Genomic DNA, 15,324 nt, shown 5'->3' on the forward strand with positions numbered 1-15,324 from the left:
GCGTTTCGAAGTCGGGCGAAATCGCCTGACGGCTGGGGAAATGCGGTAGAAGAGACGCGCTATCTGGCGAACAGCTGGTCCAGGTCGGCGAACGCCTTGAACTCCAGTGCGTTGCCCGCGGGATCGAGGAAGAACATCGTCGACTGCTCGCCCGGCTGACCCGCAAAGCGCGTCTGCGGTTCGATGACGAAGGCAACGCCGTGACCTTGCAGCCGGTCGGCGAGTGCCCGCCATCGGTCGGGCGGCAGGACGACGCCGAAATGCGGCACGGGCACGTCATGGCCGTCGACCGGATTATGTCCGGCAACATTCTCGCGCCGCGCGACGCGGTGCGCGACGATCTGATGGCCGTAAAGGTTGAAGTCGATCCAGTCGGTATCGCTGCGTCCTTCGGGGCAGCCAAGGACCGTGCCATAAAAATGGCGCGCGGCGGCGAGGTCATCGACGGGGAAGGCGATGTGAAAGGGTGCGATTTCGGTCATGCACCGGTTTTGCCGCAGCTGTCGATCGAATGCCAGCCCGGGCTTGGGCTGGCGCGCAGACCATGCTAGGCGCGCGGCCATGCTGACAATCAATGGAATCACAGTACGCCTTGGCGGGCGCGCCATTCTCGAACGCGCCACGGCCAGCCTGCCGGCGAAAAGCCGCGTCGGGCTGATTGGGCGCAACGGTGCGGGCAAATCGACACTGATGAAGGTGATGATCGGCCAGCTCGAAGCCGACGAGGGCAGCATTGACATGCCGCGCAAGACGCGCGTCGGCTATATCGCGCAGGAAGCGCCGAGCGGGACTGCGACGCCGTTCGACACCGTGCTCGCTGCCGACACCGAGCGCGCCGAATTGCTGGCAGCTTCGGAGACCGAACAGGATCCCGACAAGCTGGGCGATATCCACGAACGGCTGATCGCGATCGACGCCTATACCGCGCCCGCGCGCGCGGCGCGCATCCTGATCGGCCTCGGTTTCGACGAGGATATGCAGGGCCAGCCGCTCGACAGCTTTTCGGGCGGGTGGAAGATGCGCGTCGCGCTTGCCGCGCTGCTCTTCTCCGAACCTGACCTGCTGCTGCTCGACGAACCGTCGAACCACCTCGACCTCGAAGCGACCTTGTGGCTCGAGAATTTCCTGCGCGCCTATCCGGGGCAGCTCGTCGTCATCAGCCACGAACGCGACCTGCTCAACAATGTCGTCGACAATATCCTCCACCTCGAAGGCGGGAAGGTGACGCTCTACGCCGGCGGCTATGACGCGTTCGAGCGCCAGCGCGCCGAACGCGCGGCGCAGCTCGCGGCGGCCAAGGCGTCGCAGGATGCCCAGCGCGCGAAGCTTCAGGATTATGTCGCGCGCAACAGCGCGCGCGCCTCGACCGCGAAACAGGCGCAGTCGCGCGCCAAGCTGCTCGCCAAGATGCAGCCGATCGCCGCGCTCGCCGAAGACCAGACGCTGGCGTTCGATTTCCCGAGCCCGGACGAACTGAAGCCGCCGCTGATCACGCTCGACCTTGCGAGCGTGGGTTACGCGGATCGCCCGGTCCTGCAGCGTCTGAACCTGCGCATCGATCCCGACGACCGGATCGCGCTGCTCGGCCGCAACGGCAACGGCAAGACGACGCTCGCGCGCCTGCTCGCCGCGCAGCTGGCGCCGATGGCGGGCGCGATGGCGGCGTCGGGCAAGATGCGCGTCGGCTATTTTACTCAGTATCAGGTCGAGGAACTCGACGGCAGCGATACCCCGCTTGCGCATATGACCCGCGTGATGGAGGGCAAGACGCAGGCGGCGATCCGCGCTCAACTCGGTCGCTTCGGCTTCTCGGGCAACAAGGCGACGACCGAGGTTAAAAAGCTGTCGGGTGGTGAGCGCGCGCGGCTGGCGCTTGCGTTGATCACGCGCGATGCACCGCATTTGCTGATCCTCGACGAACCGACCAACCACCTCGACGTCGATGCGCGCGAGGCGCTGGTGCAGGCGCTCAACGCCTTCGACGGCGCGGTCGTTCTGGTCAGCCACGACCGCCACATGCTCGAACTCACCGCCGACCGGCTTGTGCTCGTCGACGATGGCACCGCGCGCGAATATTCGGGCAGCATGGACGATTATGTCGACCTGATCCTCGGCAAGGGCCCGTCGAAGGAAAAGATGTCGAAGGCCGACAAGAAGGAAGACCGCAAGGCTGCCGCAGCGGCGCGCGAGGCCGCCGCGAAGGTCAAAAAAGAGGTTTCGGATGCCGAGGCCGATCTGGCGAAATATCAGGTCATCCTGTCCGCGATCGACAGGGCGATGTTCGATCCGGAGGGTGCCGCGAACGAATATAAGGGTCTGACAATGAGCGAGTTGTCGCAGCGGCGCGGCAAGATCGTTGCGGCACAGGAAGCAGCGGAGCAGCGCTGGGTAGCGGCGAGTGAGGCGCTGGAGGCTTTCGAGGCGGCGACGGCGTAGCGTTCCGAGAGGGCTTGTTTCGGGCGGTTCCACGCGTGAGAAAGCGGCTTCGCTTTCCTCGAATCGCAAGGAAATATAGCCCGATGCCTCTATTGACCCTGCTCCTGTTCGCCGGCGATCCTGTCGTTGTCGCGCGCCCGCCGGCGCCTGCGCGGCCGGTCTTTTGCGCCGATGACTGTATTTCGCCGGTCGAAGCAGTAACCTATGCTTCCTATCTGGCACCGAAGGCCGGCCTTGCAGGCACCTTTCGCATGGAGGTCAAGGCGGTCGGCGAGCAGAGAGGGGTTTACTACCTCAATTCCGAAGCCGACTATCGTGATCGCAATTGCCTGACGATCGCCATTCCGGCCAAGGTCATGACCGAACTCGCGGGCGGCGAAGGGCTGGAGGCGGCGGAAAGGCGTTTCAAGGGACGCATCACGCTGGTGCGCGGCGTGGCACAACGCGTAAAGATCGTCTTTTTCGACGATGGCGGCACGCCGACCGACAAATATTATTATCAGGTCCAAATCCGGGCCGGAGACGCCGGTCAGATTTCCACGCGGGCCGGCTATTCGGACGACCGCGCGCTTTCACAAGCACCGTAGCCAGCGAGCCTCCCAGACCTTGACTCGCGCGATGGCGTGAGAGATAATAGTTTCAATTGAAACTAGATGGGAATGCGACATGGCCGACCTTTTCGACAATCCGCTGGGCCTCGACGGCTTTGAATTCGTCGAATTTTCGGCACCCGAAAAGGGCATTCTCGAACCTGTGTTCGCAGCGATGGGCTTTACCCAGATCGCGCATCACCGCTCGAAGGACGTCCAGCTGTGGCGCCAGGGCGGCATCAACCTGATCGCCAATTACGAACCCAAGTCGCCCGCGGCCTATTTCGCCGCCGAGCATGGCCCGTCGGCGTGCGGCATGGGCTGGCGCGTCCGCGATGCCGCCAAAGCCTATAGCGAAGCCGTCGAACGTGGCGCCGAGCCGGTCGAGGTCAATCCCGGTCCGATGGAACTCCGCCTCCCCGCAATCCGCGGCATCGGCGGCTCGATCATCTATCTGATCGATCGCTATGGTGACGACCTCAGCATCTACGACATCGACTTCATCTATGAGGAAGGCGTCGATCGCCACCCCGTTGGCGCGGGCATGCAGCTGATCGATCACCTGACGCACAATGTCTATGGCGGCCGGATGGCGCATTGGGCGGCTTTTTACGAGCGCATCGCGGGCTTCCGCGAGATCCGCTATTTCGACATCAAGGGCGAATATACCGGCCTGACCTCGAAGGCGATGACCGCCCCCGACGGCAAAATCCGCATCCCGCTCAACGAGGAAGGCGCGGGCGGCAAGGGGCAGATCGAGGAATATCTGCGCGCCTATAATGGTGAGGGCATCCAGCATATCGCGTTCAGCTGCGACGATCTCTACGCCGCGTGGGACAAGCTCAAGGCACTCGGCAACCCCTTCGCGCCGTCGCCGCCGGCGACCTATTACGAGATGCTCGAAGAGCGTCTGCCGGGTCATGGCGAGTCGGTCGAGGGCCTCCAGTCGCGCGGCATCCTGCTCGACGGATCGACGACCGAAGGCGATCCGCGCCTGCTGCTCCAGATTTTCGGCCAGACCGTGATCGGCCCCGTCTTCTTCGAATTCATCCAGCGCAAGAAGGACGAGGGCTTCGGCGAGGGCAATTTCACCGCGCTGTTCAAATCGATGGAAATGGACCAGATTCGCCGCGGAGCCCTGACTGTCGAGGAACCTGCCGAATGACGAGCCCGATCAAACTCGGCGGCGTCCATCACGCCGCCTATCGCTGCAAGGACGCGAAGGAAACGGTCGAGTGGTACGAGCGCATGCTCGGCATGACCTATACGACCGCGTTTGCCGAGGATCATGTGCCGTCGACCGGCGAATATGACCCTTACATGCACGTCTTCCTTGAAGCGGGGAATGGCAACATCCTCGCCTTCTTCGAACTGCCGAACCAGCCCGTCATGGGCCGCGACGAGAATACCCCGGCGTGGGTTCAGCACCTCGCGTTCAAGGTCGGCAGCTATGAAGAGCTGGTTGCCGCCAAGGCGCATCTGGAAAGCGAAGGCGTCGACGTGCTCGGCCCAACGCATCACGGCATCTTCAAGTCGATCTATTTCTTCGACCCCAACGGCCACCGCGTCGAACTGGCGTGCGACATCGGCACCGCCGAGCAATATGCCGAGCTGAAACGCGTCGCGCCGTTGATGCTCGAAGAATGGAGCCAGACGAAGAAGGCGCCGCGCCACGCCGACTGGCTGCATCAGGCGGCGAACGAGTAAAACGCTCCGTCATTGCGAGGAGCGTAGCGACGAAGCAATCTCCAGTCATCGGTCAAGCACAACGCCGGTGGCTGAAGATTGCTTCGCTTCGCTCGCAATGACGGCGATTACTTCCGGTCGAGCCCGATGCTTTCCAGCGTCGCGCCGCTGCACTTGTCGGCTTCCTTGGTCTTGCCGTCGCCCGACAGGGCACCGATCGCGAGGAAACCCGCGACCACCGCGACGAGGAATGCGCCGGTCACCCAGATCAGATATTTGTCGATGAACGCCTTGATCGGCGCCCCGAACAACCGGAACAAGATTCCGACGAGCATGAAGGAAAAGGCGCGGCTCGCGAGGCTGGCCCACAGGAAGGTCCAGAAATTCATGTGGATGAAGCCAGCGGTGATCGTCAGCAGCTTGAACGGGATTGGCGTCGCGCCCTTGATCAATATGATCTCGGCGCCGAACTCGCGCAGGTAACAGGCGGCCGGCGGAAAGGCATCGGTCAGCCCGAGTACCCCGAGAAGCCACAGGCCCACGCTTTCATAGAGGAAATAGCCGATCGAATAGCCGAGCATGCCGCCCGCGACCGACGCGAGCGTGCAGATGATCGCATAGCGCACCGCTTTCTTCGGGTTCGCCAGACACATCAGCCCGAGCAGCGGGTGCGGCGGGATCGGAAAGAAGCTCGCCTCGACGAACGCCACCAGTGCCAGCCAATATTCGGCGTGCGGGTGCGCCGACTTCTCCATCGTCCAGTTGTAGAGCCGCTGGATGATCGACGGCTTGCGGACGATTTCGGTCATGCTGGTCCCTTGGCGCGAGAATTGCGCTGCGACGTCTATGCCGCCCGGCTCGAGCTAAGTCGAGACGATCAGTGACGGAAGTGGCGCATGCCCGTGAAGACCATCGCGAGGCCGGCTTCGTTTGCGGCTGCGATGACGTCATCGTCGCGGATCGAGCCGCCGGGTTGGATCACGCAGGTCGCGCCCGCCTCGACCGCCGCCAGCAGGCCGTCGGCGAAGGGGAAGAAGGCGTCGCTCGCAACCGCGCTACCGACGGTGCGCGGCTGCGCCCAGCCGTGCGATTCGGCCGCTTCGCGGGCTTTCACAGCAGCGATGCGCGCGCTGTCGCGGCGGTTCATCTGCCCCGCCCCGATGCCCGCGGTCGATCCGCCCTTCGCATAGACGATCGCGTTCGACTTCACATGCTTGGCGATCGTCCACGCGAACAGCGCGTCGGTCAGTTCTTCCTCGGTCGGTGCGCGGTCGGTGACGATTTTCAGGTCAGCGCGGGTAATGTGGCCATTGTCGCGGCTTTGCGCCAGCCAGCCGCCGGCGATCGTCTTCATCATCAGCCCGCCGCGCGCGGGGTCGGGCAGTTCGCCGGTGAGCAGCAGGCGAAGGTTCTTCTTCTTCGCGAACACCGCGCGCGCGTCGGCGTCGGCGTCGGGGGCGCAGACCACTTCGGTGAAGATGCCGCTGATGAGTTCTGCGGTCGCGCCGTCGAGCGGCCGGTTGACCGCGATGATCCCGCCGAAGGCCGAGACATCGTCGCACTTCAGCGCCGCGTCATAGGCCTCGGCGATCGTCGCGGCGGTCGCGACGCCGCACGGGTTGGCGTGCTTTACGATCACGCAGGTCGGATCGGCTTCGCGGAATTCGGCGACCAGTTCGAGCGCCGCGTCGGCGTCGTTGATATTATTGTAGCTGAGCTCCTTGCCCTGCACCTGTTCGGCTTGCGCGATGCCGCGCGCGGCGGGGCCGGCGGGCAGATAGAGCGCGGCCTTCTGGTGCGGGTTTTCGCCATAACGCAGTTCGTTCGCGAGCTTGGCGGTCAGCGGCAGCGTGTCAGGGAACATCTTGCCCTGATCGGCAAAGGCGAACCAGCTCGCGATCATCCCGTCATAGGTCGCGGTGTGCGCGAAAGCGGTCGCGGCGAGGCGCTTGCGCAAGCTGAGCGTCGTTGCACCGCCATTGGCGTCCATTTCGGCGATCACCGCGGCATAATCCTCCGGTTCGGTGACGATGCCGACGAAGGCGTGGTTCTTCGCCGACGAGCGCACCATCGCGGGGCCGCCGATGTCGATATTCTCGATGATCTCGTCGCGGGCGGCGCCTTTCGCGACCGTCGCGGCGAAGGGATATAGGTTGACCACGACCAGATCGATCGCGCCGATTCCATGTTCCTCCATCGACGCGACATGTGCCGCATCGTCGCGCACCGCGAGGATTCCGCCATGCACGGTCGGGTGCAGCGTCTTGACGCGGCCGTCCATCATCTCGGGGAAGCCGGTGAGGTCGGAGACGTCGAGGACATTGTGCCCCGCCTCGCGCAGCGCCTTGGCGGTCCCGCCGGTCGACACCAGTTCGACGCCATGCTTCACAAGCGCGGCGGCAAGCTCGGCGAGCCCCGCCTTGTCGCTGACGGACAGGAGGGCGCGGCGGACGGGAATCAGGTCGGTCATGGAAAGGGCGGCCTTTGCAGGATGGGAAAGACGCGGCCCCCCTAGGCGGGTGGGGCCGCTATCGCAACCCTTCCGCCCCTTTTTAGAGGCCCAGCGCCACCGCAATCTGGTCCCAGCGCACCAGTTTGAAATTCTGCGCGTTCGGCGCGTTGTCGCCGTCCTGCGCCAGGAAGATGCCGTCTGGAAAGGCGGGGCCGAAATTGCCCGCTACCGCCTCGATCCCGTCGGTCTCGCTCGTCGCGCCGAACGTGCCTGCGGCAACCGCGAAGCGGCCGACATAATCCATCGAAGGCAGCTTGAAGACCGCATAGGCATTGTCGCCCTGCGACGACGCGAGCAGGTAGCGCTGGCCCTTGTGATCGATCGTCGCAAGGCCCTCGACGTCGGCGACGAGGCGCTGGTTGTCGACCGGCGCGACAAGACGTGCGGTCGCGGTGCGGCCGTCCGGAACGAGCTGCCAGATCCCGGCATCCTCTTCGCCGACATAGAGTGTGTCGCCGTCGAAGACGCAGCCTTCGGATTGGGTCGGGATCTTATATTCCCACTGCGTCGTGAAGCTCGGGGTGCCATCGACGGTCAGCGTGCCGACGCGAACCGTGCCATCCTTGATGATGAGCGCGGCGGTCAGCGGCGCGCCCGCTGCGGTCTTTTTGAGGCAGAAGCCATAGGCCTCGCCGGTGCCCGCCGGCGCGCGGCCGAGCGGCGTCAGCGCGGCGGTTGCCGGGTCGAGACGGAAGACTGCGATATGGGCGTTGATGCCATCGTTGCGATCGCTCGCGGCGACGATATTGCCCGCGACGTCGACATTGTTGACGAGCCCGCCCTTGATGAAGGCGATGTCCTTGCCGCTGAGGTCATACACATGGACACCGGCCTTCTTGTCGGTCGCGATAATCAGCGCGCGGTTCGGATTGGCGGGGTCGACCCAGATCGCCGGGTCGTCGGCGGCATCGGCCTTGCCGGTGCCGACCGGCGCGGTCTCGCCGGTTGCCGTCACCTGAACCGGGGGCAGGCCGGTGATGACAGGTTCGCTCGCGGCGCAGCCCGCGCCGGCGATGGCGAGCGCCGATACGGCAAGCAATTTCGAAATCCGGTTCATGATCATTCCCTGTTTTATTTGCCCCGCGCAACGCAGCGCCCGCCGTCGGGGCCGGTGTCGCCCGAACAGCGCCGCGCAGCAAGCGTCGGCTCGTCGATTTCGCTCAGCCGGTTGCCCTTGGCCGTCCGCTCCAGATCGAAGCCGTCATAAAGCTTGCCCGATGCGGTGAAGGTCCGGAACTTGAGGCGTTTCGCATCGACGTCGATGATCTGGTAAAGTTCGGTCGCCTCGGCGATCCTGTCGGGCTGCCATGGCGTGCGGTCGTTGAGCGTATACATCTTCGATCCGGTTACCGAGACCAGATAGACCGGCCCCTGGATCATGCCGTCGGCGCGCGCCTTCGCGCTTGCCTCGCGGCCAGCCTCGGACGTCAGGCGGCTGTAACAATGATCGTGGCCCTGCAGCACCAGATCGACCTTGCGCTTGTCGAAAACGGGCTTCCATGCGGCCTTGATCTCCGCCGTGTCGTTCGGACGCGCGCAGGTAAAGACCGGCTGGTGGAACAGCACGACGTTCCAGGTCGCCTTCGACGATGCCAGCGTTTTGTCGAGCCAGTCGGTCTGCGCCTGCATCGAGCCGAGGTCGATCGCAGCGGTGCCGTCGAGGACGATGAAGCGCACACCCTGATAGTCGGTGTAATAGGTCGTCGCCTTGACCGGATCGGCGCCGTTTGCAGGCAGCGCGAACTGAGCCGGCCAATAGGGGCCGAGGCGGCGGCTCTCTGTGCCGTCAGGCTTGATCAGGTCGACATATTCGTGATTGCCCGTCGCCGGCACCTGCGGGACGATTGCGTAGTTGTAGCCGCCCGCCTGATTCCACTCGCCCCATTCGTCGTCATGGTCGAGGTCGTCGCGCTGCGCGGCGAGGTCGCCAGCGTGAACGACGAGGCGGATGTCGCCATTGGCGTGGAACGCCTGCCGGATCACCCGGCTGGCATAGGTCAGGATGCCGTTCTGGATGTCGCCGAGATAGAGGAAGCGAAAGGGCTTCACTTCGGCCGCCGCGGTGCGGAACTGATACCATTCGCTCCAGCCCGCCGAACCTTTGACGCGATAGGCATAGACGGTGTCGGGAGTCAGATCCTTGAACCGGATCTGATGATAAAGCGCCGGGCCATAGCTGCTGTCGACAGGCATCGCCTTGCCGGTGACCAGCGCGGCCTTCTCCTCCAGCGTAGGCCCATCGACCGACACCGCAAGCTGGGCCTGGGACTCGGCCTGTGCGGTGTCGGTGCGAAAGGCGACCGCCATCTCGCGAGCCGGGTCTGCACCGGGCGTGAGGACGATGCGGTCGGGAAGATTTTTGGGCGCATAGGGAAGACCCGCAGAGCGGGGGATGGGCTGGCCATCCTCCGTCTGCGTCACGATGGGAAAGCCCGTCGAGGCGGGCTCGGCGGCGGTCGCCGCGGCGGCAGCTACTGCCGAACCAAGCGCCAGTGAAATCAACAGTTTCGCTTTGCCCTTGCCGGACATGGCATTTCCCCTGTGGTTCGATGCTCTGTGGTGCAATCGGCTGCGCCCCGTTCCAGCAAAGCATCGATCCGTCAATACAACAATATTTCCGTCACTTATCTGACATCGAACCGTCATGTGCATCGCCGCAAACTGTCACATGGCCCCCCTAGAGGCCCGGCAACCAACAAGGGGGTAACAACCATGATTCGACCTTTTAGCCTGCATTCCGCCGCCGCTCTCGCCATCGCGACGGCGCTCGCCGCCACCCCCGCCGCCGCGCAGGACACCGCGCCGATCCAGAATGAAGACGGCTCGATCACCAGCGCGCAGGACATCGTCGTCCTCGGCAGCATCGGCTATCGCAACCGTAGCGAGAATGAAGCCGAGCCGGTCGTCAGCTATGACAGCGAATTCTTCCAGCGCTTCGAACCGCTGACCGCGGGCGACGCGTTGAAGCGCGTGCCGTCGGTAACCTTTCTGTCGGACGTGATCGAGAGCGACGGCGCTCGCCTGCGCGGTCTGCCGCCAGGCTATACGCAGATACTGATAAACGGCGAGAAGGTGCCGGGCTCGAACGCCGACCGCAGCTTCTTCCTCGACCGCATCCCCGCCGAACTGATCGACCGCGTCGAGATCGTCCGTTCGTCGTCGGCGCGCCGGACCGGCGACGCGGTTGCGGGTACGCTCAACATCAAGCTGCGCGACGGTTATGAGCTCGACGGCGGATATATCCGCGCCGGGGGCCTCTATTTCGACGACAATGAACTCGAACCCAGCCTCGGCGGTGTCGTCGGCGGCGCGCTCGGGCCAGGCCGCTTCCTGATCGGCGGCAACTTCCAGGGCCGCCACAACCCGAAGAAGAAATTGTCGCTGCGTTACAGCGATTCGCCAGAGAATAATCCGAACTATGCGACCGACGATTTCGAAAACCGCGAGGATCAGAGCGATGTACGCGACGGCAAGGATTACTCGTTTAACGCGACGTACGACATCAAAGGCGACACGACCGATTTCTCGGTGAACGGCTTCTATGTTCATACCGACCGTACCGAGACCGAGCGAAGCTTCGAATATAATGATCCGACGGCGATCAACGGTCCGATCCGTGCGACGCCTCCGGGCAATCTGACCGTCGACAACGCCAATGTCGCTAAGATCAATCAGGACAATTACAGCGTCAACGGCAAGCTCGCTCACCGCTGGTCGGCCGGCGAGACGAGCCTGAAGGTCGGTTACGCCTATTTCGACGAAGATCGCTTCGAAACCGAATATGAGGTCGAGTTCGACCGCGCGCTGCCGCGCTTCACCGGCGACCAGACGCGTACCGGGATTACCGACAAGGAATTTTCGGTACGGCTTGAGCATGAGGTCGAGTTGGGCGACACCGCGAAACTGGTCTTCGGCGGGCTGTGGCAGGACAAGGATCGCGACACCTCGATCACCGAGGCCGTTCGTGACCGCTACAATCTGACCGCGGCGAACCGTCAGGGCTATGATCAGTTCACACGCAACCCGACTGAGTTCATGCGTCCTTTCGGTGCCTTCGTGCCCGCGGTCGGCGGCGTGAACACGATCCAGGAAAAGCGCCTCGACGGCTTCGTTCTGGTCGAGGGCGACATGCCCGGCGTGAAGTGGGAAGCCGGCGTCCGCTATGAAACCACCGATCTTACCATCGACGACCTCACGGTGCCCGCGGCGATCCAGCGCACGACGAACGATTATGAAAAGCTGTTGCCTTCGGCATCGGTGAAAATCGATGTCGGCGCGCGGGGCCGTATAACCGCGTCGGCGGCGCGTACCAGCCGTCGTCCCGAGTTCAACTTCCTGTCGCCCGCGACGCTGGAGGCCGAACTCGGCGACAATGATCTGCTCGGCAATCCGCTGCTCGATCCCGAAACCGCATGGGGCTTCGACCTCGGCTATGAGCAGCGCCTGGGCCGTTCGGGTATCGCCGGAATCAATGTCTTCTATCGCAAGGTCAACGACCTGATCGAAGTCACGAATACCGGCGTCGTTGGTTCGGAGGGCGCGGGAACCTTTGTCTACCAGCCGCAGAATATCGGCGACGGCAAGGTGTGGGGCGTCGAGTTCGACCTGTCGACCGACCTCGGCTTCGTCGGCCTGCCCGACACCGGCGTTTTTGGCAACGTCTCGTGGCTCGACAGCAAGATCGTCGACGAATTCGGCAAGCGTCGTTTCAACGGCCAGAGCGAATATGTCTACAACTTCGGTGTGATCCAGGATGTTCCGTCGATCGGTGCTGCCTTCGGCGCGACATATCGCAAGCAGGGCGGCGCGTTTGATCGCACGGTCGGGGAGGAAGTCTTCACCACTTATGGTGCCGATCTCGAAATCTTCGTCGAAAAGCGCTTCGGCAAAAGCTTCACGATCCGTGCCGTGGGTCAGAACCTGCTGAATGGAGCGAAGCGCGAGCGCTTCAACAAGTTCACGACGATCGAAGATCAGAATGACCGCAGCTTCGACGAATATGAACTCGAAAAGGAAACTGCCGGTCCGGTGTTCCAGCTGATGGCGCGATACGCCTTCTGACGAGATATCGGGTAGGGGGCGGATTAGTCCCGCCGCTCCCTAACCGATATGCTTGAAGATCCAGCCGATGCTCGCGCCGCCCGCCGGCGCGGTGCCGGTGACCACGAGCTGTTCGGTCGGGTGCGGACGGCCGTCGCCGTCGACCCACAGGCTCTCCTCGATATCCAGCGTGCCTTCCGAGGTACGGAACTGCCACAGCGGGCCGCCCGATATGCGAAGCAGCGCGCCGAGCTTGTCGGCGGTCAGGCTGGCCGAGATATTGCGGCCGAGGTGGAAGCGGATGATGAATTTCTTGTCGCCCTTGCGCCGGGTGCGCGGGGCGGGGAGCAGCATGTCCTCGCCGCGCAGCTCGCGGCCGTTCGGCGACAGGATCAGCAGGCGGCGGTGGATCAGACCGTGGCGGCGCCCATAGCCGTCGTGGCTCATCTCGACGCGGCTGCCCTGCGGCGTCTCGCGCCGGTCGAGCTCGACTTCGGTGACCCCGCGGCCAAGTGCGCCGCTGGCAAGGATCGCGGTCGAATTGGTGTCGCCGATCGTCAGCGTCGAATGCGCGGCGGTGGTGCGAAGCCCGCGCGCCAGATCGGCCGGGATCGTCGCGCCGGTCAGCGCCGCGCCGCCGCAATTGACGACGATGCGTTCATCGCCGTCGCTGAGTTCGAAGGCGAGGGTCGACGCGCAGCCGGCCTCGGTCACGCGCGCGATCGGCGGCGGCGCCGCATCGGCGAGCAGCACGACCTTGTTCGCGACCAGACGCTGATAGCCCCAGTCGCGCGCCTGCTTCAGGGGCCGGGTACGCACGCCGCTGGCGGTGACCACCGCCTGGATCTGCGCGGCCGCGGTCGCGCCGCTGCCCTGCCAGCTGCCCATGCCGCCGTCGCTGTGGACGAGGCCGAGCAGCGCCGGGACGGCGCGTGCGAGCACTTCATGAAGGAAGGGCGGCACCTCCATGCGGCGCATGTCATAGATGCGGGCCAGCATCGACAGCGCCATGATCGCATCAAGCTGTGCCTGCGGCGAGCGCGCGATATTGCCTCCGTCGGCGTAAAAGCTGGTTTCGATGACCTTGCGGAGCCCCGCTTCGCCGAAGACCTGCCGCGGCTCGCCGCCTGGCATCAGCAGCGAGGCCGCGACGATGCCGATCCATGCCACCAGCTGCCCGGTGCCGGGGCGTGTCTTGTCGGCGACACGGTCGAGGTGGCGAGCGGAACGCGCGAGATGGTTGAGGACTGCCGAGCGATAGACGAGGTCGCTCGACGACAGGATCAGCGGTGCGTGCGCCGCCCAGAACAGGATACGCCAGCCGGTGTTGTCGGCCTTCCACGCGGGTTCGCTCACCGTCTCGCCGTGCGTGCCGAGCCAGTGGCGGACGATTGCCTCGGCGATCGGCGCGCCGTCGGCGCGCGTGCCGGTCGCGGCGAGGTCGCGCAGCCAGGCGAAGCTGTGCAGATAGTCGGCAAAGGTCGGCGCGACGTCGAGCGCGGCGAAGTCCAGCTCGCCCAGCGAGAGCCGCAGCCCGCGGTGCAGGAAATGGCCGGCGCGGATCGCGGTGCCCGCGCGCTTGTCGCCCGGCACCGGATCGGTGGGCACGCCGAGCAGCTTCAGCGGGAAGCGGCCTTTCAGGCGAAAGGCATGCAGCGGGGTGCGCCAGGTCAGGCGGGTGATGTAATTTCCGACGCGGTCGCCAAGCGACAGGCCCTTGTCGGCAGGCAGGCGGATCAGCCGCTTGCCGGGTTCGATGCTGTCATCGATCGGCGGGGCGTCGGCGCCCGGATCGGGAATCGGACTGGACGGGGCAGAGGTCAGCGGTCTCCCCTCCATTGGATCAGGCGCCGCCGCGCAGGCGCCGGATATTGTCGGCGTAAGCGTCCGGACCGCCCTTGAAGGTCGCGGTCCCGGCGACGAGGACGTCGGCGCCGGCGGCTATCGCGAGTGGCGCGGTGGTCGCGTCGATCCCGCCGTCGACCTCCAGCCTGATGTCGCGGCCCGACTTGTCGATCATCTTGCGGACCGCCTCGATCTTGCGAAGCTGGTTCGTGATGAAGCTCTGGCCGCCGAAGCCGGGGTTGACGCTCATGATCAGCACCAGGTCGATGTCGTCGATCAGATAGTCGAGCATTTTCGCCGGGGTCGCGGGGTTGAGCGACACGCCGGCCTGTTTGCCGAGCGATTTGATATGCTGGACGCTGCGGTGGATATGCGGCCCCGCCTCGGGATGGACGGTGATGATATCGGCGCCCGCCGCAGCGAAGGCGTCGAGGAAATGGTCGACGGGGCTGATCATCAGATGGACGTCGAACGGCAGGCTGCTGTGCGGGCGAAGCGCCTTGACGACCATCGGACCGATCGTCAGATTCGGCACGAAATGGCCATCCATCACGTCAATATGGACCCAGTCGGCGCCCGCCGCCTCGATCGCGCGCACTTCCTCGCCCAGCCGTGCGAAATCGGCGCTGAGGATCGAGGGCGAGATACGGACGGGCGGCGGCGTAGCGGTCATGGCCATCGGCCTTAACCATCTGTCACGGGTCGGGCAAGCAGGCGAGGGCCGCTATCAGCGGCTGTCCACAAATAAACTTGCGGGCGCCTAGCGCCAGCGCCAGCCGCCTTCCGTTTTGGCACGATAGAGCGGCAACGGGGCAAGCCCGGCGAGGACCACGAAGACCATCATGGGAACCGGCTGGTTCCGCAGCAGCATGGTCACCCCGGTAATCAGCGCGATATGCATCGCCAGCATTACCCATCCCCGCCAGGCGATCGGCATGCCGGTGCCATAGCCGCGGCTCTTGGGGCGGAACCAGGGGCGATTGTCGAACAGAAGATGGAGCATCTCAGCTTTCCTCTTTCTTTGGCGGCCGGCCGCGTTTCGGCGCTTCGGACTGTTTGACGGTCACGCCGCGGCGGCCGAGCGCTTCGCGCAGCAGGATTTCGATCTCGGCATTGGCGCTGCGCAGTTCGGCCGCGGCCAGCCGCTCGATCGCGGCGTAGAGCGCCGGATCGAGACGAAGGGCAAAAGCTTTCTTCGACTGCGCGGACATCGGA

14 protein-coding genes are annotated in these 15,324 nt (G+C 64.6%); 5 read left to right on the plus strand and 9 right to left on the minus strand.

The window, feature by feature from the left end:
• Window positions 1–59 precede the first annotated feature (59 nt).
• Window positions 60–482 (minus strand): VOC family protein, encoded by a 423-nt coding sequence (locus ACQY80_RS09340; RefSeq protein WP_428678480.1) that lies wholly within the window; start codon window positions 480–482, stop codon window positions 60–62.
• 79 nt (window positions 483–561) lie between these two features.
• On the opposite strand from ACQY80_RS09340, the gene ACQY80_RS09345 reads away from it, so the two are divergent.
• From ACQY80_RS09345 to ACQY80_RS09360, 4 genes are all read left to right on the plus strand, one after another.
• On the plus strand, window positions 562–2,436 hold the full coding sequence (locus ACQY80_RS09345) for an ABC-F family ATP-binding cassette domain-containing protein (RefSeq protein WP_428678483.1): 1,875 nt from the start codon (window positions 562–564) through the stop codon (window positions 2,434–2,436).
• Between the two features lie 83 nt (window positions 2,437–2,519).
• Window positions 2,520–3,023, plus strand: a complete 504-nt coding sequence (locus ACQY80_RS09350) for a hypothetical protein (protein ID WP_428678485.1) — start codon at window positions 2,520–2,522, stop codon at window positions 3,021–3,023.
• Window positions 3,024–3,102: 79 nt separating this feature from the next.
• On the plus strand, window positions 3,103–4,191 hold the full coding sequence (gene hppD / locus ACQY80_RS09355) for a 4-hydroxyphenylpyruvate dioxygenase (protein ID WP_428678488.1): 1,089 nt from the start codon (window positions 3,103–3,105) through the stop codon (window positions 4,189–4,191).
• Complete coding sequence (locus ACQY80_RS09360; RefSeq protein ID WP_428678490.1) at window positions 4,188–4,733, plus strand: VOC family protein; 546 nt, start codon at window positions 4,188–4,190, stop codon at window positions 4,731–4,733. Before hppD ends, ACQY80_RS09360 begins: the two co-directional genes overlap by 4 nt.
• Window positions 4,734–4,840: 107 nt before the next feature.
• Here ACQY80_RS09360 and ACQY80_RS09365 read toward each other — a convergent pair whose 3' ends face one another.
• From ACQY80_RS09365 to ACQY80_RS09380, 4 genes are all read right to left on the minus strand, one after another.
• Window positions 4,841–5,494 (minus strand): YqaA family protein, encoded by a 654-nt coding sequence (locus ACQY80_RS09365; RefSeq protein ID WP_428685812.1) that lies wholly within the window; start codon window positions 5,492–5,494, stop codon window positions 4,841–4,843.
• 95 nt (window positions 5,495–5,589) lie between these two features.
• Window positions 5,590–7,182, minus strand: a complete 1,593-nt coding sequence (gene purH, locus ACQY80_RS09370; RefSeq protein ID WP_428678493.1) for a bifunctional phosphoribosylaminoimidazolecarboxamide formyltransferase/IMP cyclohydrolase — start codon at window positions 7,180–7,182, stop codon at window positions 5,590–5,592.
• Between the two features lie 82 nt (window positions 7,183–7,264).
• On the minus strand, window positions 7,265–8,281 hold the full coding sequence (locus ACQY80_RS09375) for a phytase (protein WP_428678496.1): 1,017 nt from the start codon (window positions 8,279–8,281) through the stop codon (window positions 7,265–7,267).
• 14 nt (window positions 8,282–8,295) lie between these two features.
• On the minus strand, window positions 8,296–9,753 hold the full coding sequence (locus tag ACQY80_RS09380) for a fibronectin type III domain-containing protein (RefSeq protein ID WP_428678498.1): 1,458 nt from the start codon (window positions 9,751–9,753) through the stop codon (window positions 8,296–8,298).
• A 183-nt stretch (window positions 9,754–9,936) separates the two neighbouring features.
• Between ACQY80_RS09380 and ACQY80_RS09385 the strand changes: the two genes are divergently transcribed.
• The gene (locus ACQY80_RS09385) at window positions 9,937–12,285 is read left to right on the plus strand and encodes a TonB-dependent receptor plug domain-containing protein (RefSeq protein ID WP_428678500.1); all 2,349 of its coding nucleotides are present in this window, start codon (window positions 9,937–9,939) and stop codon (window positions 12,283–12,285) included.
• A 39-nt stretch (window positions 12,286–12,324) separates the two neighbouring features.
• Here the strand turns inward: ACQY80_RS09385 and ACQY80_RS09390 are convergent, their stop codons facing one another.
• The 4 genes from ACQY80_RS09390 to ACQY80_RS09405 all read right to left on the minus strand — a co-directional run bounded on the left by ACQY80_RS09390 (window position 12,325) and on the right by ACQY80_RS09405 (window position 15,320).
• The gene (locus ACQY80_RS09390) at window positions 12,325–14,103 is read right to left on the minus strand and encodes a heparinase II/III family protein (protein WP_428678503.1); all 1,779 of its coding nucleotides are present in this window, start codon (window positions 14,101–14,103) and stop codon (window positions 12,325–12,327) included.
• 4 nt (window positions 14,104–14,107) lie between these two features.
• Window positions 14,108–14,782: a ribulose-phosphate 3-epimerase gene (rpe, locus tag ACQY80_RS09395; RefSeq protein ID WP_428678505.1), complete on the minus strand. Its 675-nt coding sequence runs from the start codon at window positions 14,780–14,782 to the stop codon at window positions 14,108–14,110.
• 87 nt (window positions 14,783–14,869) lie between these two features.
• Window positions 14,870–15,112, minus strand: coding sequence for a hypothetical protein (locus ACQY80_RS09400; RefSeq protein WP_428678507.1), 243 nt, complete (start codon window positions 15,110–15,112; stop codon window positions 14,870–14,872).
• 1 nt (window position 15,113) lies between these two features.
• Window positions 15,114–15,320 carry a toxin-antitoxin system HicB family antitoxin gene (locus tag ACQY80_RS09405; RefSeq protein WP_428678509.1) on the minus strand — a complete coding sequence of 69 codons (207 nt, stop codon included), beginning with the start codon at window positions 15,318–15,320 and terminating at the stop codon, window positions 15,114–15,116.
• Window positions 15,321–15,324 lie beyond the last annotated feature (4 nt).

This window comes from Sphingopyxis sp. (genome assembly GCF_965279755.1).
GTDB lineage: Bacteria > Pseudomonadota > Alphaproteobacteria > Sphingomonadales > Sphingomonadaceae > Sphingopyxis.

What these genes read in the sequence shown, in the direction of transcription:
- ACQY80_RS09375 (WP_428678496.1), bottom strand. Translation starts at nt 8,281, where the DNA reads ATGAACCGGATTTCGAAATTGCTTGCCGTATCGGCGCTCGCCATCGCC.
- ACQY80_RS09390 (WP_428678503.1), bottom strand. Translation starts at nt 14,103, where the DNA reads ATGGAGGGGAGACCGCTGACCTCTGCCCCGTCCAGTCCGATTCCCGAT.
- ACQY80_RS09405 (WP_428678509.1), bottom strand. Translation starts at nt 15,320, where the DNA reads ATGTCCGCGCAGTCGAAGAAAGCTTTTGCCCTTCGTCTCGATCCGGCG.
- hppD (WP_428678488.1), top strand. Translation starts at nt 3,103, where the DNA reads ATGGCCGACCTTTTCGACAATCCGCTGGGCCTCGACGGCTTTGAATTC.
- ACQY80_RS09380 (WP_428678498.1), bottom strand. Translation starts at nt 9,753, where the DNA reads ATGTCCGGCAAGGGCAAAGCGAAACTGTTGATTTCACTGGCGCTTGGT.
- ACQY80_RS09350 (WP_428678485.1), top strand. Translation starts at nt 2,520, where the DNA reads ATGCCTCTATTGACCCTGCTCCTGTTCGCCGGCGATCCTGTCGTTGTC.
- ACQY80_RS09345 (WP_428678483.1), top strand. Translation starts at nt 562, where the DNA reads ATGCTGACAATCAATGGAATCACAGTACGCCTTGGCGGGCGCGCCATT.
- rpe (WP_428678505.1), bottom strand. Translation starts at nt 14,782, where the DNA reads ATGACCGCTACGCCGCCGCCCGTCCGTATCTCGCCCTCGATCCTCAGC.
- ACQY80_RS09340 (WP_428678480.1), bottom strand. Translation starts at nt 482, where the DNA reads ATGACCGAAATCGCACCCTTTCACATCGCCTTCCCCGTCGATGACCTC.
- purH (WP_428678493.1), bottom strand. Translation starts at nt 7,182, where the DNA reads ATGACCGACCTGATTCCCGTCCGCCGCGCCCTCCTGTCCGTCAGCGAC.
- ACQY80_RS09400 (WP_428678507.1), bottom strand. Translation starts at nt 15,112, where the DNA reads ATGCTCCATCTTCTGTTCGACAATCGCCCCTGGTTCCGCCCCAAGAGC.
- ACQY80_RS09385 (WP_428678500.1), top strand. Translation starts at nt 9,937, where the DNA reads ATGATTCGACCTTTTAGCCTGCATTCCGCCGCCGCTCTCGCCATCGCG.
- ACQY80_RS09360 (WP_428678490.1), top strand. Translation starts at nt 4,188, where the DNA reads ATGACGAGCCCGATCAAACTCGGCGGCGTCCATCACGCCGCCTATCGC.